17 protein-coding genes and 1 pseudogene are annotated in these 23,318 nt (G+C 67.9%); 8 read left to right on the forward strand and 10 right to left on the reverse strand.

All coding sequences use genetic code 11. From position 1 onward, the window contains the following. Positions 1-150 precede the first annotated feature (150 nt). Positions 151-1,107: a GGDEF domain-containing protein gene (locus R6258_RS09040; RefSeq protein ID WP_318449353.1), complete on the forward strand. Its 957-nt coding sequence runs from the start codon at positions 151-153 to the stop codon at positions 1,105-1,107. A 122-nt stretch (positions 1,108-1,229) separates the two neighbouring features. Here R6258_RS09040 and R6258_RS09045 read toward each other — a convergent pair whose 3' ends face one another. From R6258_RS09045 to R6258_RS09075, 7 genes are all read right to left on the reverse strand, one after another. Further along, a complete protein-coding gene (locus R6258_RS09045) occupies positions 1,230-1,694 on the reverse strand; it encodes a MarR family transcriptional regulator (protein WP_318449354.1) in 465 nt (154 codons plus the stop codon). Between the two features lie 79 nt (positions 1,695-1,773). Further along, complete coding sequence (locus tag R6258_RS09050; RefSeq protein WP_318449356.1) at positions 1,774-2,166, reverse strand: group II truncated hemoglobin; 393 nt, start codon at positions 2,164-2,166, stop codon at positions 1,774-1,776. Beyond that, positions 2,166-3,269 (reverse strand): Wadjet anti-phage system protein JetD domain-containing protein, encoded by a 1,104-nt coding sequence (locus R6258_RS09055; RefSeq protein ID WP_318449358.1) that lies wholly within the window; start codon positions 3,267-3,269, stop codon positions 2,166-2,168. The genes R6258_RS09050 and R6258_RS09055 overlap by 1 nt, the downstream gene beginning before the upstream one ends. Beyond that, the gene (locus R6258_RS09060; RefSeq protein WP_318449360.1) at positions 3,266-8,206 is read right to left on the reverse strand and encodes a hypothetical protein; all 4,941 of its coding nucleotides are present in this window, start codon (positions 8,204-8,206) and stop codon (positions 3,266-3,268) included. Before R6258_RS09060 ends, R6258_RS09055 begins: the two co-directional genes overlap by 4 nt. Beyond that, the gene (locus tag R6258_RS09065) at positions 8,203-9,117 is read right to left on the reverse strand and encodes a hypothetical protein (protein WP_318449362.1); all 915 of its coding nucleotides are present in this window, start codon (positions 9,115-9,117) and stop codon (positions 8,203-8,205) included. The genes R6258_RS09060 and R6258_RS09065 overlap by 4 nt, the downstream gene beginning before the upstream one ends. Then, positions 9,114-10,619, reverse strand: coding sequence for a hypothetical protein (locus R6258_RS09070; protein WP_318449364.1), 1,506 nt, complete (start codon positions 10,617-10,619; stop codon positions 9,114-9,116). The genes R6258_RS09065 and R6258_RS09070 overlap by 4 nt, the downstream gene beginning before the upstream one ends. 83 nt (positions 10,620-10,702) lie before the next feature. After that, a complete protein-coding gene (locus R6258_RS09075) occupies positions 10,703-11,281 on the reverse strand; it encodes a DUF99 family protein (protein WP_318449365.1) in 579 nt (192 codons plus the stop codon). A gap of 67 nt (positions 11,282-11,348) precedes the next feature. On the opposite strand from R6258_RS09075, the gene R6258_RS09080 reads away from it, so the two are divergent. After that, complete coding sequence (locus R6258_RS09080) at positions 11,349-13,325, forward strand: RecQ family ATP-dependent DNA helicase (protein WP_318449367.1); 1,977 nt, start codon at positions 11,349-11,351, stop codon at positions 13,323-13,325. Between the two features lie 30 nt (positions 13,326-13,355). On the opposite strand, the gene R6258_RS09085 is transcribed toward R6258_RS09080, so the two are convergent. Beyond that, positions 13,356-14,909, reverse strand: coding sequence for a sigma-54-dependent transcriptional regulator (locus tag R6258_RS09085; protein ID WP_318449369.1), 1,554 nt, complete (start codon positions 14,907-14,909; stop codon positions 13,356-13,358). A 263-nt stretch (positions 14,910-15,172) separates the two neighbouring features. Between R6258_RS09085 and phhA the strand changes: the two are divergent. From phhA to nadE, 6 genes and pseudogenes are all read left to right on the forward strand, one after another. After that, a pseudogene (gene phhA, locus R6258_RS09090) lies at positions 15,173-15,979 on the forward strand (phenylalanine 4-monooxygenase); the annotation flags it as partial. Positions 15,980-16,031: 52 nt separating this feature from the next. Further along, positions 16,032-16,400 carry a 4a-hydroxytetrahydrobiopterin dehydratase gene (locus tag R6258_RS09095; protein ID WP_318449371.1) on the forward strand — a complete coding sequence of 123 codons (369 nt, stop codon included), beginning with the start codon at positions 16,032-16,034 and terminating at the stop codon, positions 16,398-16,400. Continuing rightward, a complete protein-coding gene (locus R6258_RS09100) occupies positions 16,384-17,574 on the forward strand; it encodes an amino acid aminotransferase (RefSeq protein WP_318449373.1) in 1,191 nt (396 codons plus the stop codon). The genes R6258_RS09095 and R6258_RS09100 overlap by 17 nt, the downstream gene beginning before the upstream one ends. Before the next feature lie 73 nt (positions 17,575-17,647). After that, positions 17,648-18,925 (forward strand): FAD-dependent oxidoreductase, encoded by a 1,278-nt coding sequence (locus R6258_RS09105; protein WP_318449375.1) that lies wholly within the window; start codon positions 17,648-17,650, stop codon positions 18,923-18,925. A 198-nt stretch (positions 18,926-19,123) separates the two neighbouring features. Further along, the gene (locus R6258_RS09110) at positions 19,124-19,630 is read left to right on the forward strand and encodes a CinA family protein (RefSeq protein ID WP_318449377.1); all 507 of its coding nucleotides are present in this window, start codon (positions 19,124-19,126) and stop codon (positions 19,628-19,630) included. 51 nt (positions 19,631-19,681) lie between these two features. Next, a complete protein-coding gene (nadE, locus tag R6258_RS09115; RefSeq protein ID WP_318449378.1) occupies positions 19,682-20,512 on the forward strand; it encodes an ammonia-dependent NAD(+) synthetase in 831 nt (276 codons plus the stop codon). A gap of 63 nt (positions 20,513-20,575) precedes the next feature. On the opposite strand, the gene R6258_RS09120 is transcribed toward nadE, so the two are convergent. Next, positions 20,576-21,838, reverse strand: a complete 1,263-nt coding sequence (locus tag R6258_RS09120) for a D-amino acid dehydrogenase (protein WP_318449380.1) — start codon at positions 21,836-21,838, stop codon at positions 20,576-20,578. Positions 21,839-21,991: 153 nt separating this feature from the next. Next, a complete protein-coding gene (locus tag R6258_RS09125) occupies positions 21,992-23,278 on the reverse strand; it encodes an MATE family efflux transporter (protein WP_318449465.1) in 1,287 nt (428 codons plus the stop codon). Positions 23,279-23,318: the final 40 nt, after the last annotated feature.

The following is a 23,318-nucleotide window of genomic DNA, read 5'->3' on the forward strand; positions in this document are numbered from 1 at the left end:
AGACGTGTAGGAAAATGGCTCGGTTTACTGTCGTAGATCACCTACGACTATACTTTTGTGACATTATGTTACTTTTGTTCGTATAGTGTTGCGCTTCGCGCTTACTGTCGTTTCCAGCGACGCATCCCTATCGAATGCCGGGAGCCAACGATGTCACTGCCTTCTGCCTCGCCGCCCGCCGGTGCATCGAACGGCGCACCGGACAGCACCCAAGGCGAGCCCCGGGACAGCGGCAGTGGGCAACTGGCCCTGCTCGGCGAGCGCATCCCCGGCCTGGTGTTTCAACTGCTTCGCGATACGCGCGGGCAGCTGCGCTTCCCGCTGCTGGCCGGCGACGAGCGCATGCTTCAGGGCGCCGACCGCCAGAAGCTGGCGCAAAGCGCCGAACCGGCCCTCGAGCGCATCGCCCGCAGTGATTACATCAAGCTGATGAGCGCCCTCGAACATTCGGCGCTGGCACTCACCACCCTGGCAATCCAGCTGCGCATCCTGCGCCTCGACGGTGCCACCCGCTGGGTCACGGTGCGCGCGCGCCCGGAAAGAACCAGCGATGGCAGCACCCTATGGCACGGCGTACTGATCGATGTCAGCGAACAGGTCGTGCAGCAGCGCCACCTGAGAAAGCTCTCGGATACCGATGAACTCACCGGCCTGGCCAATCGCCGCCGGCTGATGCAGCGGCTCAGGGAAGAGATGTCGAGCGCTAGACGCCATGCACGTCCATTATCCCTGCTGCTGCTCGATCTCGATCACTTCAAGCGCATCAACGATACCTGGGGCCATCTCAAGGGCGACCAGGTACTCAAACAGCTCGCCGAACTCTGCTGCAACGCCCTACGCGGCGAAGATCTGGTGGCGCGCCTGGGCGGCGAGGAATTGGCCATCCTGCTGCCATGCACACCGATCGAAGCCGCCGTGCAGCTGGCCGAGCGCTTGCGCGAGGCGATCGCCGGCCATGATTTCGGCATCACCCAAGGGCGGGTCACCGCCAGTCTCGGAGCCGCCGAGTATCAGGACAACGACACTATCGATGAGCTCATCGAACGCGCCGATCGCGGTCTCTACGCCGCCAAGCACGCGGGTCGCAACCGGGTCTTGCGCGCTTAAACAGAGGCGCGTTGCCTGCCAACGGTTGCGCAGCGCCATCAGGTGGCTGGCAAGCAGGTCGGCCGGACCCAGGCTCGGGTAGCTGGGGGCGCTGCTCCGGTATCTTCGCTCAAGCGGATGGACTAGCGGTCGGCGGGGCCCAGCCAGCGGCCGGCGTTGATCTCGATGCGCCGCAAGGCGCGTTGCAGCGTCTCGCGTTCGGCTTCGTCGAGCCCGGCGAGAAGCAGCGCCCGCGCCTCGTCGGCCCGAGCGTCCAGCGCGGCCAGTATTCGCACCCCTTCGGCGGTGAACGACACCTGGCGCACCCGGCGGTCGTCGGCACGGATGCGTCGCTTTATCAGCCCCTGACGCTCGAGTTGCGCGAGTGTGCGCGTCAGCGAGGGCAGTTCGATACCCAGCGTTTCGGCCAGTTGCTTCTGCGTGGCGCCGTCACCGAGATGGCGCAGCGCCACCAGGGCCGTCCAGCGCGGCTGGGTCAGTCCCAGCGGTGCCACCGTGCGCCCCACCACCGTGCACCACAGGCGATGAACGTGACCGAGCCGCATGCCGAGCGCGGCATCGCCTTGTGACAAGAAGTTAGTTCGCATGCGAGGTATGCTAGCATAAATTAGCAAGCAAACGAACTATTTGGACAGGGTAAGCGGGCCAGCCGCACCCTTGAGCGATTCAGCGGGTGCGGCACATCTCGGCGGGATGCCTCAACTGGGCCAGCAGATAGACCTTGAGCTCGGCCTCGACGCCCATCTCGTCGAGTGCCGTACGCATGCATAGCAGCCAGGCATCGCGCTCCTCGGGACCGATCGCCAAGTGGCGGTGCGCGGCGGGAATGGCGATCGGCCCGAAGCGCGCGCGGTAGCGGCTCGGTCCGCCCATCCAGCCGATCAGAAACGTCGCCAGCTTGTCCCGCGACAGGCTCAGCTCGGCGGGATGCAACGCCAGAATACCCTGCGCCTCGGGCAGGCGCTGCATGGCGGCATAGAAACGCTCGGCCAGTTCGTACACGGCAGTTTCGCCGCCCAGGGCCTGCAGGGTAGTATCGCCAATCCCGTAGACCGGCATCAGTGCTCCTCCTCGTCCATGCCCTTTATCAGCGTCAGCCAGGCCTCGGCCAGCGCATCATCGAGCGATCTGCCCCCTAGCTCAGCCATCACCGTATCGTCGAGCGCCTCCTGGTCGAGCCCCCGCGCCCAGCCAATCCCCGGGCGCTGGCCGTGCTTGCCGGTCAGCCGGTGCAGCGGATGGCCGCCTTCGCGCTCGAACCGCTCGATCATCGGCGCGTAGAGCGCCGAAAGGCGCAATGTCGGTACGCTCCGACGTAGCCGGCGGAAGATTCTCAGGCCCTCGGGGTCGAGATCGCCCCAGTAGTTTGCGCGCTCGAGTGTCAAAAGGTCGGCCAACGATTGCCGCGGATCGACGTCGCCGATCAGCCGCACCCGCTCGGGCGCCTTGAGCGCTTCGCTCAGCGACAGCCCGTAACCGAAGCTGCAGAGCAGAGCCAAGCGCTCGGCAAGGCCCGTGCGACGTGCCTGCTCGAAGCTCTGCGGATTCTCGATCAGCAGCACCCCCTGCGGTTCGGCCGGCACCGCCGCCAGCACCCAGACGCTTGGCATGCGAAAAGCCGCGCGTTCGATGCCGAAGGCACGCACCAGCTCACGCGGCAAGGCATCCAGCAACTTGCTGCTACCCAGCAGATAGCGTGCGCTGGCCTCGAACGAACTGAGCGCATGGGCGCCGGGCAGATCCGCGGCCAGCCGGTTGAGCCCCTCGACGAGACGCCGCTGATCGGCCAGGCTCCAGGCCTCGAGCACACCGTCCAGCGCATGGCGCCAGACGGCGGCCTGAGCGGCGTCCAGCGGCAGCGAGGCATCGACCCGGGCGAACTCGGATTCCAGCCGATGGCGCAGCGCCTCGGACAACTGCACGCGAACGTTGAGCCGCTGGTGCGCCGAAACCGGTTGCGCGGTCTCGATGAGCCCCGCCTCGGCCAGCTCGCGCAGCGCCTCCCAGCCATCCAGCTCGGTACCGCAATGCCCCGCCTGGCTCAGCATGTTCACCAGCGGCTGGCTGCGCCAGGCCTTGTAACGCCCTTTCAGGTGGTGCTTGCCCCACTCGCCTTCCAGATAGTGCTGCGCCACCTCGGCGCGCTCGCTGAGCAGTTTCATGGCGTCGGCTCCGTGACGTGAATGCCGAACAGGCTGGCCTCGCCCTGACCGCGACCGATCGCTTCGGGCTCGACCACCCGGCCGTCGCGGACCACCACGTGGCCGCCCTGGCCCTGGGCGCCGCCGATCACACTGCCCACCAGGTAGGTGGGGAAGATCGCCGCGTCATTCTCGTAGTTGGGATTATGGATCAAGCCGATCATCTGGAAACGTCCGCGGGTGTTGCGCAGCGACTCCAGCGAATCCTGGATCAGTCGCCGATGCGAGAGCTTGGAGAACAGCCCATCGAGCAGGATCACGCTCTCGCGACCGGCCCGGGCGCGGCGCTTGTGATGACCCGGCAGTTCGCGCAGCTCGCGCTCGATGGCGAATTCCGAGAGCTTGACCAGCCACATCAGCGACACCGCCTCGCGCTGGCCTTCCGACATGTCCTCGTTGAGCGAGAACAGCCGGCCATGGGGACGGATCGCGTCGTGCTTGAGGCGAATGGTCACGTCGCGGAACAGCCCGCGGTAGATGCGCCGGCGAATCTGGCGGGTCAACTCGTCGTCGCGGCGGCGCTGGTCGCCCTGCGCCGCCGCGCCGTCCTGCTGCAGCCGGCGCCGCTGGGCGAGCTGGTGCTCGTCGATATCGGCGAGCAACTGCTGGATCAATTCACGAACCGCCTCGTCGCCGATCAGCGCCGCCTTGACCTCGAAATAGGCCCCGCCCTCGCTGCCGCGTCGGGCGACGCGCTTCAGGCTGTCCAGGTTGCCGGCGGCATCGGTGATGATCGAGCCCAGCCGCTCGACCAGATTGCCCTCGATATGCTCGCGCGAGGCGTTGAGCGTGGCGACGCGCTGTCGATGCTCGTCGAGCTGGCCGGTCAACTGGCCATAGAGCGCGCGCAGCTCGTCGAGCGAAGCCGCGGTGGCGCCGTCCAGCGTCGCCAGCCGGGCACGCTCGGTATCGTTGAACAGGCGACTCTCGACGGCCTCGCGCAACGCCTGGCCGAGTTTCTGCTCGAAGCGCTCCGCCTCGCGCGCCTGACGCTCGCGGTCCCGCGAGCGCTCGCCGAGGTTGAGATCGCCCAGCGCCTCGAGCAATGCCTGCTGACAGCCCTGCAGCGACTGAAGGAAGCGCTGATGCGCCTCGTCCGACGCGCCCTCACCGGTCTCGCGGTCGCCGCCGGCCAGGCCTCGCCACTCGCCGAGCGTGGCGTCCAGCGCCTCGGCCCGCGGATCATCGAGCGGCCAACGGCTAGCCTCACGCAGATCGTCGAGCACCGCCAGGCGCTGCAGCCAACCGCCCGGCAGGCCGCGAACCCGCTCCAGCCAGGCGATGGCCAGTTGATCGGTGTCGAGCATCGCCTGATGGTTGCAGGCCAGGCGCGCCTCGACGCTGTCCTGCTCGCGGCGCTTGGCCTTGCCCGCGGCATGCGCCGCGTCGCGCTCGCGCTTGAGTCGGGCGATCTCGCGCTCGAGCTTCTGGCCGCCGCCGCTGTCGTCGCGCACCTCGAGAAAGGCACGGATGCGCGCGAAATCGAAATCCGCGCGCCGACTGGCGCTGGCCAACGCCACCTCGAGCTCGGCCTCCCGCGCCTCGGCGGCCGCCATGAAGTCGACCCCGCCCTCACGCTCGAAGGCGTCGAGGGTGCGCAGCCGTTCGCGCTCGCCATCGGCGAACAGCGCCCGCGAGCGGCCGTCCAGATCATCGCGCTGTCGGCGCAGCGCTTCGTGACGTTCGCTGGCCTGGGCCAGACGCTCGTCGGTCAACGCCTGGGTCTCGACCAGTTCGGCGAGACGCGCCTCAAGGGCTTCGAGCCGCTCGACGCCACCCGCCGCGGCGAACTTCTCCGCGGCCAGCCAGGTCGCGCCATGCCGCTCCAGCGCCCGTTCGGCGGCATCGACCTGTGGACCCAGCTCGGCCAGGCGGCGCTCGGCGTCGGCCAGCGTCTCGCTAGCCTCTTCGAGGGCCCTGTCGCCCCCTTCGAGCAGATAGCGCTGAAAGTCGTCGATGCATGTCAGCGCCGCATCGCTCAGCCGCGGCGCGAGCTCCTCGCGCCGCGCCGCGAGTTCGCGCTGGTCGCGTTCCAGGCCGTCGAGCGCCTCCTCGACCCGTGCCTCGACGGCATCGAGGGCCCGTAGCGCCAGGGCGAAGCGTTCGCCGTGCGGGTCGAGGCGCGCGATCTCGGCCGCCAGCGCGTCGCGGCGCTGACGATCGATGGCCAGGCGCTGCTGGGTCTCCTCGCGCAGCGCGATCAGGTACTGGGGATCGAGCGCCGCCTTAACCGCCAGGGTCTCGACGCCGCACACCGCGCCCAGCGGTGGCCGGCCGTCAGCGAGGCACGCCGCGAGCCGGCCGGCCTCGAACACCGGCACGCCCAGGCCATGTTCGATCAGCAGCGCGGCGGCCTCGCCGGCCCGCGACTCGCCGGCGACAACCGGGGCGAACAGCTGGCCGGCGGCCTGCGACAACCATTCACGGCGCGCCTCGAGGGCATGTTCGTCGTCCGCATTGAGCACGTCGTGCAACGCGGTCCAGGCGATCCCCGCCTGATCGAGCAGACGATGCGCCTCGCGCTCGGCGACCTGGCGCGCCAGCGGATCGCCGGCAAGGCTCTCGAGATAGCGCTCGCGGGCTTCGATCCGCTCGTCCAGGCCCTCGGCCTCGCTGAGCAGGCGCGGGTAGCGGAACTTGGCATCCTTGAGCCATTGCGCCGGCGACTGCTCGCTGATATCGCCAAAGCTCAGCCAGGCCTGGTGCAGCTCGCGCAGGCGTTGCTCTTCCCGTTCCAGCCGATGCGCCGCATCGTCGAGTTCGCGCGAGCGCCGATAGAGGCGATCGCGCAGGTGCACCGGATCGTCGTCGCCATGCACCTCGGCATAGCGCCGCGCCGACTCGGCCAGCGGCGTCAGGCGCTCACCACGCGCCTGCGCCTCCTGCTGACGCTGACGCTGTGCGCGCTGCGCCTGCTGCCAGTCGGCCAGCTCGGCCTTGCGCCGCGCCCAGAACTCCTCGACGGCGGCGTCGGGCCAGCCCTCGACGAAGGCCCGCCAGGCCTCCTGGCCGTGCTTGAGCGGGCCGCGCTCGCCCTCCAGGCGCGCGCGCTCGCCATTGAGCCGGTCGCGCGCGTCACGGGCCTCGTCACGCTGGGCGCCGACGTCGTCCAGTTCGGCCTCGACGGTTTCGCGTTCGAGATCCAGCGCCTCCTGCTGCGCGCTCTTCAGCGCCAGCCACTCGCCCGGTGAGGTATCCGGATGGGCCGCCTGGAACTCGGCGTGCCAGCGTGCACTGTCCTCGAGCTTGGCGACACGCCCGATATGCGCGTTGAGCGCCTGGCGAGCCGTGTCGGCGGCGGCGATGGCGGTCTCGCGGGTCGCCTCGGGCGCCTCGAGCTCGGCTTCGCTGAACAGCCCCTCGCCCAGCGCCTGGGTATAGAAGCTCTGGTTGTCGGTGAATTCGCGCTGGCGCGATTCGAGCTGTTCACGCTCGCGCTCGAGGCGCTCCCACTCGGCCTCGAAGCCCCCGGCGTCCGCCTTGAGCTCCTTCAGGTAACGGCGATCGGCGATCACCTCTTCGCGAAAGCGGTTGCCGTCGAGCGCCTCGAAGGTATCGGCGGCCTCGTCGAGCCGCGCGAGCGCCCGGTAGCGTGCGCTGTCGTCGGCGAAGCCATGGCTGTCGGCCAGCCAGTCGCGGGCCGAGGCGAATGCGACATGGTGGGCCTCGCGGGCGCTCGCCCAAGCCGCTTCGGGCAGATGAATCAGTTGGCGATGCGAGTCGACCCGCGCGCCACGCTCCGCCAGCGACTCACGCACGCTGCGCTCGGGCTGGCCGCCGAGCCGGGCGAGCAGCCAGACCGATACCCGCGGGCGCTCGCTGTCGCCCTTGCTCCAGGCCAGCCCGGTGACCTCGTCGGTCCCGGCCGCACCTGCTAGCGCATCCTCCGTCGCATCGGCCGCGGGCCGCCGCGGCAGGCCCGGCAGCGCCAGCAACGCCTGGCCGCCCAGCAGCCGTTCGCTGGCCGCCAGGCCCTCGTCGAGCTCGGCGAGACGCTCGCGCGCGCCGAGCAGCGCCTCGCCCTGCTCGTTGAGATCGGCGAGCCGGGCGACCTTGTCGTCGGCGCGCTTCTGGTCGGTCTCGGCCTCGCTCAGGCGGTGGCGCAGTTCGGTGACCTTGCTGCCCGAGTTGAGGATCACGTCCTCGATCAGCTCCTCGCCCTCGTCGGTCTCGCCTCGGGTCGCCCCGGAAAGAATCTGCGGCGCCAGTACCTCGAAGAAGAACGCTTGGTCGGCCTTCTCGCCGGCGCGCGGCTTGATGGCGTTGAATATCTGACTCTTGTCGGCGCCGCCCTCCTTCTGGAAGGCGGCCATCTGCGCCAGTTCCCGGCGCGAGATGTGCGAGCCCACCGCGTCCAGCCACTCCTCGCGGTTGGCGCTGCGGGTCACGCCGTGGCTGCGCATTGCCGCCTGGACATCGCTGTTGGCGTACAGCGCCAGCTTGGCGTCGCGAGTCAGGTGATGGACGGGGATATCCTCGAGACGTCCGGCATAGTGATAGAAGGACAGCCCGCTGCCGTCGCTGTAGCCATACAAGCCGAACACGAAGGTCTCGCCGGCGACCTCCTCGCCGGCGGCGGCGAGCATGTCGGATTGCCCCGCCGCGCCATCGCCGCTGCGAAATTCCACTCGCAGGTGCGACCAGCTGCGGCCCTGGCCGCCGACGCTGGCCGGCGAGCACTTGCGGCGGGTACGCGCCAGCAGGGTGCGATCGCGCGACAGCAGGCCGATCAACGCCTCGGCGAGCGTCGTCTTGCCGAAGCCGTTTTCCATGCTGATGGCGCTCGACTGGCCGCGCAGATCGAGCAGCAGATGACGCATTTTGGCGTCCCAGGGCGAGGCGATGTCGCCGTGCTTGTTGAGCAGGTTGGCGACTTCGATACGGTTGATCACGCTCATGAACGGTCTCCACTGTCCTGCGCCTGGCCGGCATCCGAGTCGGCGAACAGGTCGTCGGATCGTGCCGCCTCGTCGTCCTCGCGCTCGGCGGGCGCCGTTTCGGCCGCTTCGTCGGCCGCACGGGTAGGCGTCGCGGCCGGCGTCCCCAGATCGTCGCGCGCCTGGCCCGAGATCAGTTCGACCAGGTGCGAGAGGTGATGCACGCCGACCTGCTCGGCTTCCAGCGCGCCGAGCAGGGTCTGTTGCCAGATGTCGCCACCGTCGTCGGTGGTTTCGCGGGCCGCTTCGAGCTGACCGCCGCGCACCTGAAGGTCGATGAATGCCTTGGCCCGGCGGGCCAGGTCCTCGCCGCGCTCGTCGAGCAGGCTACGGCTGGTCTCGGGAATGGCCTCGCCGAGCGCGCGCAACTCCTCGAGCCGCTCGCGCAGCAGCTCGATCAGCTCGGCGCTGGCGAAGGTCGCCTCCTGGTAGCGGCTGACATCCGACAGTGCGCGATTGAGCCGGGTATACAGGAGCGCGTGCAGCAGCAGCCACAGCTGCAGGTACCACTGCGCCAGCTCGGCACGGCTCTCCTGACGCAGGCGCAGGGCATCGAAGACCGGATCGCGGGTGTAGAGCGGCGGCTGTTCGAGTTCGGGGTCGGGCAGCAGCGCGTAGAGTCGCGAACCCGGGGCGATGCCCGGATAGTCGCCGGGTTCGAAGACCCGCAGGCGCAGGCCCTGGCCGGCCAGGAAATCGCGCAACGCCTCGCGTTCGGTGTCCAGTGCATCGTCGATCAGCGCGCACACGTCGCGCTCGGCGAGCTGGCCTTCGCGGGCGGCGCGGCGCTTGCGCCCGCCACTCGGCTGGCGCTCGGCGGTGCGGTAGCGCAGCAGGTAGGCGACCACCTCGCCCATCTCGGTCATGTTCATGAGTCGTTATCCTGCACGGCAACGTCCGTAGCCGCGTTTGAAGGTTCGATAGCGGATTGCGGCGCGCGGGCCGCCGGCGCGTCCTCCGGCTCCCCCGAGGAAGACGCAGCCCCGGGGGTATCGGAGCGCCACAGCGAGGGCGTGACCGCGCCTTCGACCCGCCGCCCGTCGGCCAGGCGCACGGCGAACGGTTCGGCCTCGATGCCCACCGTCAGCCGGGCGTCGAGTAGCTGGGTGTCGACGAAGGTGTTGAGCAACTGGGCCAGGCAGTCGTCGTCCTCGAAACGATGCCAGCCCTCGTCCAGCGCCTCGGGCAGCGATAGCGGCGCTTGCCGCAGGCGTTCGCGCAATGCCGGGCCGCGCCGCTGGAGAAAGCGCGCCAGCAGCGGATCCTCAGGCGCCGCATCGTGCTGCTCGTCGAACACCAGGGCCGTGGCGCTGTGTTCGGCGCGGCGCGTCTCGAGCAGCGGTATCAGCGGCTCGACCCGTGGCATCGCGGCGGCCAGGCCGAACGGCATCATGCGCTTGACCAGCGCATCGCGCAGCGCGTCGGGCAACGGCTCGCCGAGCGTGCGCCGCGACAGGTCGGCGAAATCGATCACCCCCATCGACTGGATGCGCCCTTCGGCGATGTCCGAAAGCAGCTCCGAAAGCCGCCGCGAGAGGTTCTCGATGGCGTTGAGCACGCGACCGATGGCGCCGGTCAGCATGCGTAGGTCCCAGTCCTGTTGCTGAGTGTCGCGCCAGGCCTCGAAGCGCTGCATGAGTTCCGGCGTGACCAGCTGCGAGCGGGCGCTGAGCAGGGTGTTCTGAATCGTCGACAGGGCGTTGTGATAATGGCGTTCGTTGTCGAGAAAGGCGCTGAGCTTGCCCTCGCGGGTGGGGTTCTCGCGCACCCGGCGCAGCTCCTGGGTCAGCGCGCGGATCGCCATCAGGATCTGGTTGGTGATGTCGGGGATTCGCGAGAAATCGCTGCGCGCCAGGGCCGCGAGTATCTTGGCGGCATCGTATTCCGAATACAGCAGGTCCTCGACCTGGCTGGCCAGGGTCACCGCCTGGCGGCCGCTCGGCGTCAGCCGCACCTGGCCGGTCTGACCCTGCTTCTCGATCAGCGCGGTGCGCTTGGTGCTGCGCGCGCCCCGGCGATCGCTGGCCTGTGCGTCACCGATGTCCGCGGAACCAGCCGCATCTCGAAAATGCAGCTCGCTGGGCGTGGACAGCAGATTGATGACGAAGGCCAGATCGTCGGCCGACAGCGCCGGGTAGTCCTCGCGCAGCTGCGCCAGGCAGCGCCGTTGCGAGACGAAGGCGCTGTTGGTGGCAAAATCCAGCTCGAGCAGGTAATCGAGCAGCAGACAGCCCAGATCCAGCCAGTAACCGTCACGCAGGCCACGGCGCTGTTCCTGGCTGACCTGGACGAACGCCGAACCCGGCTCGTGAGCGCTGTCGTGAAGATCGATCAGCCGCGTGGTGGCGACGAGCAGCTTGCTCCAGGCGGTCATGGGTCATCCCCGATGGACAAAAGCCGCCATTATGCCAAGGGACTCGCCACACTCATACGCTTGTCGGCGCCTTGCCCTTGCCGTCAGGTCCGCCCGCGGCTTTCTCCGCTCGCCACGCCGCCGGCGATCAGGTGCGCGGTGCGCAGCGGTTCGGGAATGGCGCCGTTGATGGCGGTCTCGCGCAGCACGCGCTCGGCCTCCTGCCGACTGAGCCCCACGCGCTGCACGTGGACGCCCGCCAACGGCTCCATCGGCCCGAGGCGTTCGACCCTAGCCCACTTGGCAGCGCCACCGGGGACCCGCTCGAGCAGGGCGCGGCGCATCGCCTCCGGACGCGGCGCGTGACGGGCCACCACCAGCACCGGCACCCCCAGCGCCGCCTGCAACTTCACCGCATCGACGACGTTGAACCCGGCCAGGGCGACGCCCTGTAGCATGACGAGTTGCAGGTGAGCGCCGAACTTGCTGTCGCGCACCAGCTCGATCAGTACCCGCGTGCCGTTCGCGCCGTCGCGGCGCACCCGGCCCGAAACGACCCCCTCCAGGCGCAAGCCGGAATAGATCGCGCCGACGACGGTGACGTCGCCACGATGCGTGCGGGCGAAGGGACAGTCGTCGAAGCCGACGATATGCGAGAATGCGCGCAGCTGGCGCGTCGTCATCGATGGACCCCATACGTAGCGAACAAACGTTATCCCAGCCCCGCCACCCTACCGCTCAGGAGCGCGCATGATCGAGCAGACCCTGCAAAACGTCTTCGGCTATCCCGAGTTCCGCGCGGGCCAGCGCGCGGTGATCGAGGCGCTGGTCGAGGGCCGCTCGGCGGCGGCGATCTTCCCCACCGGTTCCGGCAAGTCGCTATGCTATCAACTACCGGCCCTGCATCTGCCGCACCTGACGCTGGTGGTCTCGCCGCTGCTGGCGCTGATGCAGGACCAGCTCGACTTCCTGGCCCGCCACGGGATCGCCGCGGCGAGCATCGACTCGCGCCAGAGCCGCGAGGAGGCCAGCGCGGTGATGGACGGCGTGCGTCGCGGCGAGATCCGCATCCTGATGATCTCGGTGGAGCGGCTCAAGAACGAGCGCTTTCGCGCCTTCCTGCGCCAGGTGCCGGTCTCGCTGCTGGTGGTCGACGAGGCCCATTGCCTCTCGGAATGGGGCCATAACTTTCGCCCCGACTACCTCAAGCTGCCCGACTACCAGCGCGAATTCGCCATTCCCCAGGCACTGCTGCTCACCGCCACCGCCACGCCGCGGGTGATCGAGGACATGCGCGCAAGCTTCGCCATCGAGGCCCGCGACGTCACGCTGACCGGCTTCTACCGCGCCAACCTCAACCTGCTGGTGCAGCCCGTCGAGGCCGAGCAGCGCGTCCGGGCGCTGCGCGATTGGCTGCGCCCGCGCCTTGCCGGGGCGACGCCCCAGCCGAGCATCGTCTACGTCACCCTGCAAAAGCGCGCCGAGCAGCTCGCCGCCTATCTCGACAAGGCGGGCATCCCCGCCCGCGCCTATCACGCCGGGCTCAAGAGCGACGCCCGCGACGCCCTGCAGCGCGCCTTCATGAGCGGCGAGGTCAACTGCATCGTCGCCACCATCGCCTTCGGCATGGGCATCGACAAGGCCGACATTCGCAACGTCGTCCACGTCGACCTGCCCAAGTCGATCGAGAACTACAGCCAGGAGATCGGCCGCGCCGGGCGCGACGGCCAGCCCGCGGACTGCCTGATGCTGGGTGGCCGCGACACCCTGGCCGCGCTGGAGAACTTCGTCTACGGCGACACCCCGGAGCGCGACGGCATCGAACGGGTGCTGCGGACGATTGGCGAGGCGGCGCCGCAGGGCCAGTGGGAACTGACGCTCAACACGCTCTCCCAGTACAGCAACATCCGTCCGCTACCGCTCAAGACGCTGCTGGTACAGCTCGAGTTGCGCGGCGTGATCGCGCCGCGTTACGCCTACTTCGCCGAGTACCGTTTCCAGTATCTGATCGAGCCCGAGGCGCTGGTCGATCGCTTTACCGGCGAGCGCGGCGATTTCGTCGCCGCCATCGTCGCCGCTTCGCCACGCGCCAAGACCTGGTGCACGCTGGATCTCGACGCGCTGGCGCGGCTGGGCGACGAGCGCGGCCTCGACGTTTCCCGCGCGCGGGTGATCCGCGCCCTGGAATACTTCAACGACCAGGGCTTGATAGCGCTGGAAAGCAAGCAGATGACCGAGGTCTATGCGATCCGCCAGCCGGATCTCGACGTCCAGGCCCTCGCCGACGACCTGCATGGCTACTTCAGGACCAAGGAACGCGCCGAGATCGCCCGTCTCGAGGCGATGCTGTCGCTGTTCGAGTCCGAGACCTGTCTCAGCCGCCGGCTGGCCGAGTACTTCGGCGACGCCAACGCCCCGCAGCGCTGCGGACACTGCTCGGTGTGCCGGGGCCAGGTGGCGCGGCTGCCCGCCGGCGAGTCGCTGCCCGCGCTCGAGGGCGAACGTGTCGGAGCGCTCTGCGAGCCGCTGCTCGTGCGGCTGAGCGAGACCGGCGACGTTCCGCCGCCCAGCGCCGACCTGCTGACACGTTTTCTGACCGGGCTGGCCACGCCGCTGCTGACCCGCCTGAAGGCCCGCCAGCTCGACGGCTACGCGGCCCTGGAGGCCTGGCCCTACGCCGAGGTGCGCGACGCCGTCGCGGCTCACCTGGAGCAGGATCGGTACTGAACGGGACTAGCCAGGCCGGCGGCCTGCCGCTCACTCCGCGCCGATGCCGTGACGCTTGAGCTTGTTGGCGATGGTGGTGTGCGAAACGCCGAGCCGGCGCCCCAGCAGCCGGCTGGAGGGGTACTCGGCATAGAGCGTGGCCAGTACGCGCTTTTCGACCTCGCCGAGAATGTCGCCCAGCGAGCCCTTGAGATCGACCCCGGCGAGCCCCGGCGCCGCGCCGACATCGGGCATGCGCAGATGGCTGGCCTGAAGCGCGCCGCCCTCGCACAGCGAGACCGCCTGGAACAGCACGTTCTCGAGCTGGCGCACGTTGCCCGGCCAGTGGTAATTGACCAACCGCGCCCGCGCGGCTTCGGAGAGCGCCGGCAGCGGACAGCCGATCTGGCGCGCGGCGCGGTCGATGAAATGTTCGGCGAGTTCGCCGATACCATCCAGGCATTCGCGCAGCGGCGGAATATGCACCGCCAGCACGTTGAGGCGATGATAGAGATCCTGACGAAACAGCCCATCGGCGCATAGCCGCGGCAGGTCCTGCTGGGTGGCACAGATCACTCGCACGTCGAGATAGGTCTCCTCGTCGCTGCCCACGCGGCGAAACCCGCCGTCCTGCAAAAAGCGCAGCAACTTGACCTGCAGCCGCGGGCTCATCTCGCCGACCTCGTCGAGGAAGATGGTGCCGCCGGCGGTCAGTTCGAGCAGCCCCAGCTTGCCCTCGGGGCGGGCGCCTTCGAAGGCGCCCGGCGCATAACCGAACAGCTCGGTCTCGGCCATCGACTCGGGCAGCCCGGCGCAGCTCAACGCCATGAACGGCGCCTGGCCACGCGGACTGGCCAGGTGGCAGGCGCGCGCCAGCAACTCCTTGCCGGTACCGGTCTCGCCCTCGATCAGCAGCGGCGCGTCGAGCGGTGCCATGCGCCGCGCTTCGCGCACCACGCCGGCCAGCCGCGGGCTGGCCTGGAAGATCGCCTCGAAACCGCGCAGCTCCTGGCGCTGGACGTGATAGATGCGCTCGCCGACGCGATCGGCGCGGTGCAGCGTCACCACCGCGCCGGCCAGCGAGGCGACGTCGTCCTTCTCGCCGTGCAGCGGCGCGATGTCGGCCAGGTAGATCGCCTCGTTGAGCTTGAGCCGCAAGCCGTTGACCCGCGCATTGTTGCGACGCACCAGCTCGGGCAGGTCGAGATCGTGGATGTAACGATCCAGCGACAGCCCCGGCACCTCGTCGACGCGCACCCCGAGCATCTGCCCGGCGGCACGGTTGGCGGCGACGATGCGCCCCTCCATGTCGATCGACATCACCGGGTCGGACAGCGACGACAGCAACGCGTCGAGTTCCAGGTGCCGGCGCTCGCTGGGCATCAGGCTGACCCGCTTGACGCTGAATACCCCGGGTACCGCCTCGAGCACCGGGCGCAGCGTGGCGAGTTGGGCATACAGCAGATTGGGTACGTGCAGATAGATGGCGTTGCCCTGGTCGCCGCCCACCTCGCCGCGGGCGACGTTGAGGCCGTAGTCGGCGAACGGCGAGACGATGTCGCGCAGTATGCCGATGCGGTTCTGGCAGTGGAGCTTGAGGCGCATGAGACGAATCCTGAACGGGCGATGAGCGATTCTCGTCACGGCGACGTGACTCGGCTGTAACGCTAGCCTGACAGCCGGAGCGCGCTCAATGCGTCCGATAGGGTCCATTGGTCGAGAACGGGCGCGTTCGATGGGTATCTGTAAATAAAATCTTACACCGCATCGCTCCATACCTCGCCGGCCACGCCCCAAAAGCACTCGCCACCAATGCCGCGCGCCCTATGCTGGAAGCACAACCATGACAACGACAAGCCCGACGGGAGCCCGCCATGGCCAAGCAAACCCAGTATCAGGCCCATCAGCCGAATGCCGACGGCTTCATCGACTACAGTGCAACCGAGCACCGCACCTGGCAGGCGCTGATGGAGCGCCAACTGGCAATCATCGAGGGCCGCGTCTGCCGGGAGTATCTCGATGGCCTCGAGCGCCTGGCATTGCCCAGCGACCGAATCCCCCAACTCGGCGACGTCGATCGGGTACTACAGGCGACGACCGGCTGGCAGACCGCCGCGGTGCCCGCGCTGATCCCGTTCGATACCTTCTTCGAGCTGCTCGCCAATCGTCGTTTCCCGGTCGCCACCTTCATTCGCACCCCCGAGGAGATGGACTATCTGCAGGAGCCGGACATCTTCCACGAGATCTTCGGCCATTGCCCGATGCTCACCAACCCGGATTTCGCCGAGTTCACCGAGACCTACGGCAAGCTCGGCCTGGCCGCCAGCAAGCAGGAGCGCGTCTATCTTGCCCGGCTGTACTGGATGACCGTCGAGTTCGGCCTGGTCGACACGCCCGAAGGCCGGCGCATCTATGGCGGTGGAATCATCTCCTCGCCCAAGGAAACCTTCCATGCGCTCTCGGACGTCCCGGCCCATCACCCCTTCGACCCGGTCGATGCCCTGCGCACGCCTTATCGCATCGATATCCTGCAACCGCTTTACTACGTGATTGACGATCTCGCCACGCTGCACGACCTTGCGGGACAGGACATCATGGCGCTGGTCCGCGAAGCCATGCGGCTGGGTCTCTACGCGCCGACCTTCGAGCCCAAGCCCAAGGCCGCCGAGGCCTGAGTGGCGCTCCCCGACAGACCGACACGCCCCTTAACAACCCCAAGGAGCCTCCATGAGCGAGTCATCCCAAGAACTGTCCCAGCAGCAATGCGAAGCCTGCAGTTTCGACGCTCCACGCGTCACCGACAGCGAGATCGATCGCTTCAAGGCCGCAATCCCCGACTGGCAGATCGTCGAGCGCGATGGCATCATGCAGTTGGAACGCCTTTTCAAGTTCCGCAACTTCAAGCAGGCCCTGGCGTTCACCAACCGCATCGGTGAGCTGGCCGAGGAAGCCGGCCATCACCCGGCGCTGCTCACCGAGTGGGGCAAGGTCACCGTGACCTGGTGGTCCCATGCGATCAAGGGTCTGCACAAGAACGACTTCATTCTGGCCGCCAGAACCGACGAGGTAGCAGAGTCCAATGTTCGAGCAGATTGAGCGGGTACCCGGGGACGCCATCCTCGGGCTGATCGAGGCCTTCAACAAGGACCCCAATCCGCAGAAGGTCGACCTGGGTGTCGGCGTCTATCGTGACGCCCAGGGCGTGACCCCGATCATGCGCGCGGTCAAGGAGGCCGAAGCGCTGCTGCTGAAGAACGAGACCACCAAGAGCTACATCGGCTCGCACGGCGATCCGCGCTACGCCAAGGTCGTGCTGCCGCTGGTACTCGGCGCCGAATCGCCGGTGCTCGCCGCCGACCGTGCCAGCGCCACTCAGTCGCCGGGCGGCACCGGGGCGCTGCGCCTGGCCGCCGACTTCATCAAGACCAACCTGCCCGGCAAGGGCATCTGGGTGTCGGATCCGACCTGGCCCAACCATCTGGGGATCTTCCATGCCGCCGGCATCGAGCTGCACAAGTACCCCTACGTCGACGCCGACAACCGTCTCGACTTCGACGGCATGCTGGCAGCCCTCAAGCAGATCCCCCACGGCGACGTGGTCGTGCTGCATGCCTGCTGTCACAACCCGTCGGGCTTCGACCTGAGCCGCGAGCAGTGGCTGCAGGTGCTCGAGACGGTGCGCGAACGCGACCTGCTGCCGCTGGTCGACTTCGCCTACCAGGGCTTCGGCGACGGCCTCGACGAAGATGCCTACGGCGCCCGGTTGATGGCCGAGAACCTCGACGAAGTGTTGATCACCAGTTCCTGCTCGAAGAACTTCGGCATCTACCGCGAGCGCACCGGCTGCCTGATCGCCATCGCCAAGAATCACGAGCAGATGCAGAACGTGCGCTCGCAGCTGGCCATCGTCGCCCGCGAGAACTATTCCAACCCGCCGGCGCATGGTGGATCGATCGTCTACGAGATCCTCGAATCCGCCGAACTGGCCGCCGTGTGGCGCGAGGAGCTCACCGAGATGCGCAACCGCATCAACGGTCTGCGCCGCGAATTCGTCGATTCGCTCAAGCCCTATGGCCTCGACGGACAGTTCGCCCACGTCGCCGAGCAGCGCGGCATGTTCTCGTATACCGGCCTCAAGCCCGAGCATGTCGACCAGTTGCGCGACGACTACGGCATCTACATGGTCCGTTCCGGACGCGCCAACGTCGCCGGGCTGGCCAGCGAGAACCTTCCCTACGTCGCCAAGGCGATCGCCGCCGTCGTCAAGTAATAACGCACTCGTTAAGCACGTTCGATCGACGCCCGGGCCCGCCCCGGGCGTTTTCAGTTGAAGGATGGCCATCATGAACCGAGCGCCCGTCACCGTCGTCGGCGCCGGCGTCACCGGGCTGACTACCGCACTGGCGCTGCATGAAGCCGGCTACCCGGTTCGCGTGGTCGACCCGGCCGAGCCCGGCAGCGGCACCAGCGCCGCCAACGGCGCGCAACTCTCGTGGGCGTTCGTCGCCCCACTCGCCGAGCCCGCGGTGTTGCCCAAGCTGCCCGGCTGGCTGCTCAGGACCGACAGTCCGATCCGCTGGATGCCGCGCCCCGATCCCGCCCTGCCCGGCTGGGGACTGGCGTTCCTGCGGGCCTGCACACGTCGGCGCGTCCGAGCCACCACCACGGCGCTGCTCGAGCTGGCCGCCTTGGGCCGCCCCCAGCTCGACGACTGGCGCAGGCGACACGCGCTCGATTTCGACTGGCGCGCCAACGGCAAGCTGCTGGTCTATCGCGACGACGAGGCACTGACCGGGGCCCGCCGCCAGGTCGACTTCCAGCGCCGACTGGGCGTCGAGCAGCGGCTCATCGACCGTGACGCCCTGCTCGAACGCGAGCCGGCGCTGAGCCATCTGCGCGATCGACTCGCCGGCGCGCTGTGGACGCCCAGCGAAGCGGTCGGCGACTGCCGACGCTTCTGCGAGGCCGTCGCCGCGCATCTCGACGACCAGGGCGTCGCCTTCTCAAGGCGTCGCGTCGAGCGCCTGGAAACCCGCCATGGCCGGCTCGTCGCCTGGCACGACGACCGGGGCGAGCGCCATGGCCAGGCCCCGGGCGAGACGCTGATCGTGGCCGCCGGGCTTGCCAGCCGCCGCTTGCTGGCACCGACGGGGATCCGGCTACCGCTCTACCCGCTCAAGGGCTACAGCCTGACCCTGCCGCTCGGTACCGACGACCCGGCGTTCGACGCCAGCATCACCGACACCGCCCACAAGATGGTCTATGCCCGCCTCGGCCAGGACGAATCACGTCGACTGCGCATCGCCGGGATCGCCGATCTCGACGGCTGGCAGACCAGCCCCCATGCCTCGCGAGTCGACCTGCTCAGACGTCGGGCACGCGAGTTCCTGCCGGCGCTGACCGGACGCATTGCCGCCGCCGAGGCCTGGACCGGCCTGCGCCCGGCGACACCCGACGGACGCCCACGGCTCGGCCCCACCGTCATCGACGGCTTGTGGGTCAACGCCGGCCAGGGTGCGCTCGGCTGGACCCTCGCCCCGGGCTCGGCGCTGGCCTTGCGCGCGGCACTCGACGGAGACGACACCGCCATCGCCCCCTTTCGCGGCAAGCCCAGGCGCTGATCGGTTCGGCCAGACCGGTTCGGCCGAGCCGCGCCGTCAGCGCAGCGAATCTGACTATACTCAGCGCTTTAGGCGCTCTCTTAGCACAGGTTAGATACGCACAGACCATCCGCGGCCTAGGCTGGACATAGGCGACCGGGAATTCTGACGGCTCCGGAAACGAAGGCGCTGACAAGGAAAGACACAGGAGAAACGGCAATGGAATTGCTCGAAAGCGTCAGTCAGTACCTGATCGACCATGAACTCAAGATAGCCACGGCGGAATCCTGCACGGCCGGGCTGATCATCTCCGAACTTACCCGCGTCCCGGGCAGCGGCCAGTCGGTCGATTGCGGCCTGGCGGTGTACTCGCCCGAGGCCAAGAATCGCTATCTGGGAGTCAGCTTCGAATTGATCGAGCAGCACGGCCTGACCAGCGAAGAGACCTCACGCGCCATGGCGCTGGGCGCGCTCGACAACAACGATGCCAATGTCGCCGTGGCCAATACCGGCATCGCCGGGCCCGAGCCGCATGACGGCATCCCCGTGGGCACGGTCTGCTTCGCCTGGGCCTTTCGCCATGAAGGCAAGGTTTATCTCTATACCGCGACCCGGCGTTTCTCGGGAGACCGCGAGCAGGTTCGCCTGGCCGCTGCGCATCATGCGCTCGAGCGCATCCCCACACACCACCGCGCGGTGCTCGAAGGCAAGGCACCGCCGCTATGAGGCTCGTCCCGACGGGCAGTGCAAGCACCACGCTTAAGCAAGGAGGCAGCTATGGCCACACCGAATCACACCGATAGCCAGCAACGCATCGCCGAAGCGCTTGAAGTGCAAGCGACGATCGATCCCCAGCGGGAAATCGAACGGCGTGTCGATTTCCTCTGCGATCAACTGCGCGAGACCGGTCAGCAGGCGCTGGTGCTGGGCATCAGCGGCGGTGTCGACTCCACCGTAGGCGGTCGACTGGCGCAGCTGGCCGTCGAGAAGGCCCGCGATCAGGGCCTCGAGGCGCGTTTTTACGCCATGCGACTGCCGTATGGCGAGCAGAAGGACGAAGACGAAGCGCAGAGCGCCCTTCGCTTCATCGCCCCCGACGAATCCCTGACGACCAACGTCAAGCCGGCCAGCGATGCCATGCTCGACGCCCTGGAACAGGGCGGACTGGTCTTCGACGATGCCGGTCATCGCGACTTCGTGCTCGGCAACATCAAGGCGCGCCAGCGCATGATCGCCCAGTATGCCGTCGCCGGCGCCAAGCGTGGCCTGGTCGTGGGCACCGATCAGGCAGCGGAGGCGCTGATGGGCTTCTTCACCAAGTATGGCGACGGTGCCTGCGATCTCGCTCCGCTGACCGGGCTGACCAAGGGCCAGGTGCGCGAACTCGGGCGCGCCCTGGATGCCCCGAGCCATCTCATCGAGAAGGCGCCCACGGCGGACCTGGAATCCCTCAAGCCGCAGCTTACCGACGAGGATGCGCTGGGTGTGACTTACCTGCAGATCGATGCCTTCCTCAGCGGAGAGTCGATCGACAAGCAGGCGCGCACGATCATTACCGACACCTACCGGCGTACCGAACACAAGCGTCAGTTGCCCAAGACGCCATAGCCGAATGCCCCATGCCGAACCGACGAGGCGCCCCCAGAGGCGCCTCGTCGGCTTCAAGGGCTGCTAGGCCGCCGCATAGCGGCGAATGTCCAGCCCCTGGGGGTCGATCGCCGGTGAGCGACCGCTCATCAGGTCGGCGAGCAGCTGAGCGCTACCGCAACTCATCGTCCAGCCCAGCGTGCCGTGGCCGGTGTTGAGCCACAGGTTGGCGTATTGGGTGGCGCCGATGATCGGCGTCGAGTCGGGGGTCATCGGGCGCAGCCCGGTCCAGAATTCGGCCTTCTCGACATCGCCGCCCTCGGGGAACACATCGCGCACCACCATGCTGATGGTGGCGCGACGCTTTTCCAGCAGGCTCAGGTCGTAGGAGGCGAGCTCGGCGGTACCGCCCACGCGGATCCGATCGTCGAAGCGCGAGATCGCCACCTTGAAGGTTTCGTCCATCACCGTCGACTGCGGCGCCCCGCCGTCATCGATGACCGGCACGGTGAGGCTGTAACCCTTGACCGGGTAGATCGGCAGGCGCAGGTCGAGATCCCTGACCAGAAACGGCGAGTAACTGCCCAGGCACACGACGTAACCATCCGCGCTCAGCTCGCCGGCCGAGGTCACGACGCCCTCGACCTGCCCGGCCCGGCGCCTGATGCGCTCGATGGTGGTATTGAAACGAAACTCGACGCCCAGCCGTTCGCGGCAATACTCGGCCAAGCGCTTGGTGAACAGGTGACAATCGCCGGTCTGGTCGTCGGGCAGATGCAGGCCACCCACGAACTTGCCCGGCACCCGCGCCAGGGCCGGCTCCACGGCGGCGATCTCGCGGGCCTCGAGCAACCGGTGGCGCACGCCGCACTGCTCGAGCACCTGCATGTCCTTGGCCACCGCCGCGACCTGACTGTCGTTACGGAACAGTTGCAGCAGGCCGCGCTGACGATCTTCGTAGCGAATGCCGGTCTCGTCGCGCAATGCGTTGATGCAGGTGCGGCTGTACTCGGCCACCCGTACCATGCGCTCCTTGTTGACGGCGTAGCGTTCGGCGCTGCAGTTGTTGAACATCTGCAGCATGAAACGCGCCATGGTCGGGTCCATTCTGGGCTGAATGCGCAGCGGGGCGTGTTCCTGGAACATCCACTTCAGCGCCTTCTGCGGTATGCCCGGAGCCGCCCAGGGCGACGAGAAACCGAACGACACCTGCCCGGCGTTGGCGTAGCTGGTTTCCATCGCCGCCGAGGGCTGGCGATCGACGACCGTAACCTCATGCCCTTGCCGGGCCAGGTAATAGGCGCTGGTCACCCCGACCACGCCACTGCCCAAGACCAGTACCTTCATAGCTCCCCCGAATCGCGCCTGTGCGCCTGATCGTGAAAACGGGAGTCTAACGGATACCTTCCAGACGATTATCTCGTATTGTTTGTCTTATGATTTCAAAACCAACGAAAAAACGACCAAAAATAGTGTCAATCAAATATAAAAACGCGGATATCAGGCGATTCCACTAGAATGCTTTCCACGCTCGACGATCGAGCGTCTGAACGTCAGGTAGGCCAGCCCACCGGCCAGGCCATTGCCGATCGCCGCACCCAGTGCCGTGCCGGCAATGCCGCCCCATTGCGTGCCCAGCCACAGGCAAGGCAGGTAACAGACGAATAGTCGCGCGCAGGACAGCAGCATGGCTCGCAGCGGCCAGCCCAGCGCATTCGAGGCCGAGACCACCAGCATGCACAGCCCCAGCAATGCATAGCTCGGCAACAGACCGCGTATCAATAGGCTCAGCTCGCCCCGCACCTCGAGATTGCCCGAAAGTACCATCGCCACCCACGGTGCCAGCAGCGCCAGCGCACAGCCCAGTGCTAGTTGCCAGAGCACGGCCACCTTGAACGCCAGGGTCGTCAAGCGGCGAATCTGCTGCCAATCGCCGGCGCCATAACAGCGTCCCAGCCAGGGCGGCAGCGACATGGTCAGCGCCAATACCACCATCAGCGAGACGGTTTCCAGGCGACTCGCCATGCCCCAGGCAGCCACGCTGGTCTCGCCCAGCGAGGCGACGATCGCCGTCGCCAGCATCGCCGCCAGCGGCGGCATCAGTTGGCTGACCATGGCCGGCCCGGCGATCGCCGCGAAAGGACCCAGCGAACGCCCGGCCTCCTCGGCCAACCCCTTCCGCGCCAGCCAATCGGTCTTGCCCAGTCGGCGCCCCAGGATCACCAGGCCGGCGCCGAATGCCAGCGTCGTGGCCCAGGCAGCACCGGGCAAGCCCAGCCCCGGCCAGCCGCCGATACCGAAGATCAGCAGTGGATCGAGCAGCAGGTTGATCAGGCTGGTGATCACCATCAGCTTGCCGGGCAACCGGGTGTCGCCATGCGCGCGGAACAGGCTGTAGCCGAAGTACAGCGCCGCTCCCAGCCAGGCGGCCAGCAGTTGCGGCGCCCAGTAGCTGCGGATCAGCGGCAATAGCGCCGGCTCGGCGCCGAGTTGGCGAAACAGCGGCTCCTGTATGGCGAGCAGCAGCAACGCCAAGAGCGCGATGAGCGCCCCGCCGCCCAGCAGCACCAGGCTGCCCAGACGTCGTGCGCGCGCGTTTTCCCGCGCCCCCAGGGCACGCGAGACCAGTGCGGCGATGGCGATGCCTAGCCCCACCTGCACGCCGATGATCAAGAACGACAAGGGGAAGGTGAACGACTGCGCGGCCAGCGGTGCCGTGCCCAGCCGGGCGATGAAGGCGCTGTCGACCAGTTGGAAGCCGAGCAGCGACAATACGCCCAACGCCATGGGCCAGGTCTGTTGCCAGAGTTGTCGGGGCAGAGTCGTG

It is taken from the genome of Halomonas sp. HP20-15, from assembly GCF_033446685.1.
In the GTDB taxonomy this organism is placed as follows: domain Bacteria; phylum Pseudomonadota; class Gammaproteobacteria; order Pseudomonadales; family Halomonadaceae; genus Modicisalibacter.

What these genes read in the sequence shown, in the direction of transcription:
- R6258_RS09040 (WP_318449353.1), top strand. Translation starts at nt 151, where the DNA reads ATGTCACTGCCTTCTGCCTCGCCGCCCGCCGGTGCATCGAACGGCGCA.
- R6258_RS09045 (WP_318449354.1), bottom strand. Translation starts at nt 1,694, where the DNA reads ATGCGAACTAACTTCTTGTCACAAGGCGATGCCGCGCTCGGCATGCGG.
- R6258_RS09050 (WP_318449356.1), bottom strand. Translation starts at nt 2,166, where the DNA reads ATGCCGGTCTACGGGATTGGCGATACTACCCTGCAGGCCCTGGGCGGC.
- R6258_RS09055 (WP_318449358.1), bottom strand. Translation starts at nt 3,269, where the DNA reads ATGAAACTGCTCAGCGAGCGCGCCGAGGTGGCGCAGCACTATCTGGAA.
- R6258_RS09060 (WP_318449360.1), bottom strand. Translation starts at nt 8,206, where the DNA reads ATGAGCGTGATCAACCGTATCGAAGTCGCCAACCTGCTCAACAAGCAC.
- R6258_RS09065 (WP_318449362.1), bottom strand. Translation starts at nt 9,117, where the DNA reads ATGAACATGACCGAGATGGGCGAGGTGGTCGCCTACCTGCTGCGCTAC.
- R6258_RS09070 (WP_318449364.1), bottom strand. Translation starts at nt 10,619, where the DNA reads ATGACCGCCTGGAGCAAGCTGCTCGTCGCCACCACGCGGCTGATCGAT.
- R6258_RS09075 (WP_318449365.1), bottom strand. Translation starts at nt 11,281, where the DNA reads ATGACGACGCGCCAGCTGCGCGCATTCTCGCATATCGTCGGCTTCGAC.
- R6258_RS09080 (WP_318449367.1), top strand. Translation starts at nt 11,349, where the DNA reads ATGATCGAGCAGACCCTGCAAAACGTCTTCGGCTATCCCGAGTTCCGC.
- R6258_RS09085 (WP_318449369.1), bottom strand. Translation starts at nt 14,909, where the DNA reads ATGCGCCTCAAGCTCCACTGCCAGAACCGCATCGGCATACTGCGCGAC.
- R6258_RS09095 (WP_318449371.1), top strand. Translation starts at nt 16,032, where the DNA reads ATGAGCGAGTCATCCCAAGAACTGTCCCAGCAGCAATGCGAAGCCTGC.
- R6258_RS09100 (WP_318449373.1), top strand. Translation starts at nt 16,384, where the DNA reads ATGTTCGAGCAGATTGAGCGGGTACCCGGGGACGCCATCCTCGGGCTG.
- R6258_RS09105 (WP_318449375.1), top strand. Translation starts at nt 17,648, where the DNA reads ATGAACCGAGCGCCCGTCACCGTCGTCGGCGCCGGCGTCACCGGGCTG.
- R6258_RS09110 (WP_318449377.1), top strand. Translation starts at nt 19,124, where the DNA reads ATGGAATTGCTCGAAAGCGTCAGTCAGTACCTGATCGACCATGAACTC.
- nadE (WP_318449378.1), top strand. Translation starts at nt 19,682, where the DNA reads ATGGCCACACCGAATCACACCGATAGCCAGCAACGCATCGCCGAAGCG.
- R6258_RS09120 (WP_318449380.1), bottom strand. Translation starts at nt 21,838, where the DNA reads ATGAAGGTACTGGTCTTGGGCAGTGGCGTGGTCGGGGTGACCAGCGCC.
- R6258_RS09125 (WP_318449465.1), bottom strand. Translation starts at nt 23,278, where the DNA reads ATGGCGTTGGGCGTATTGTCGCTGCTCGGCTTCCAACTGGTCGACAGC.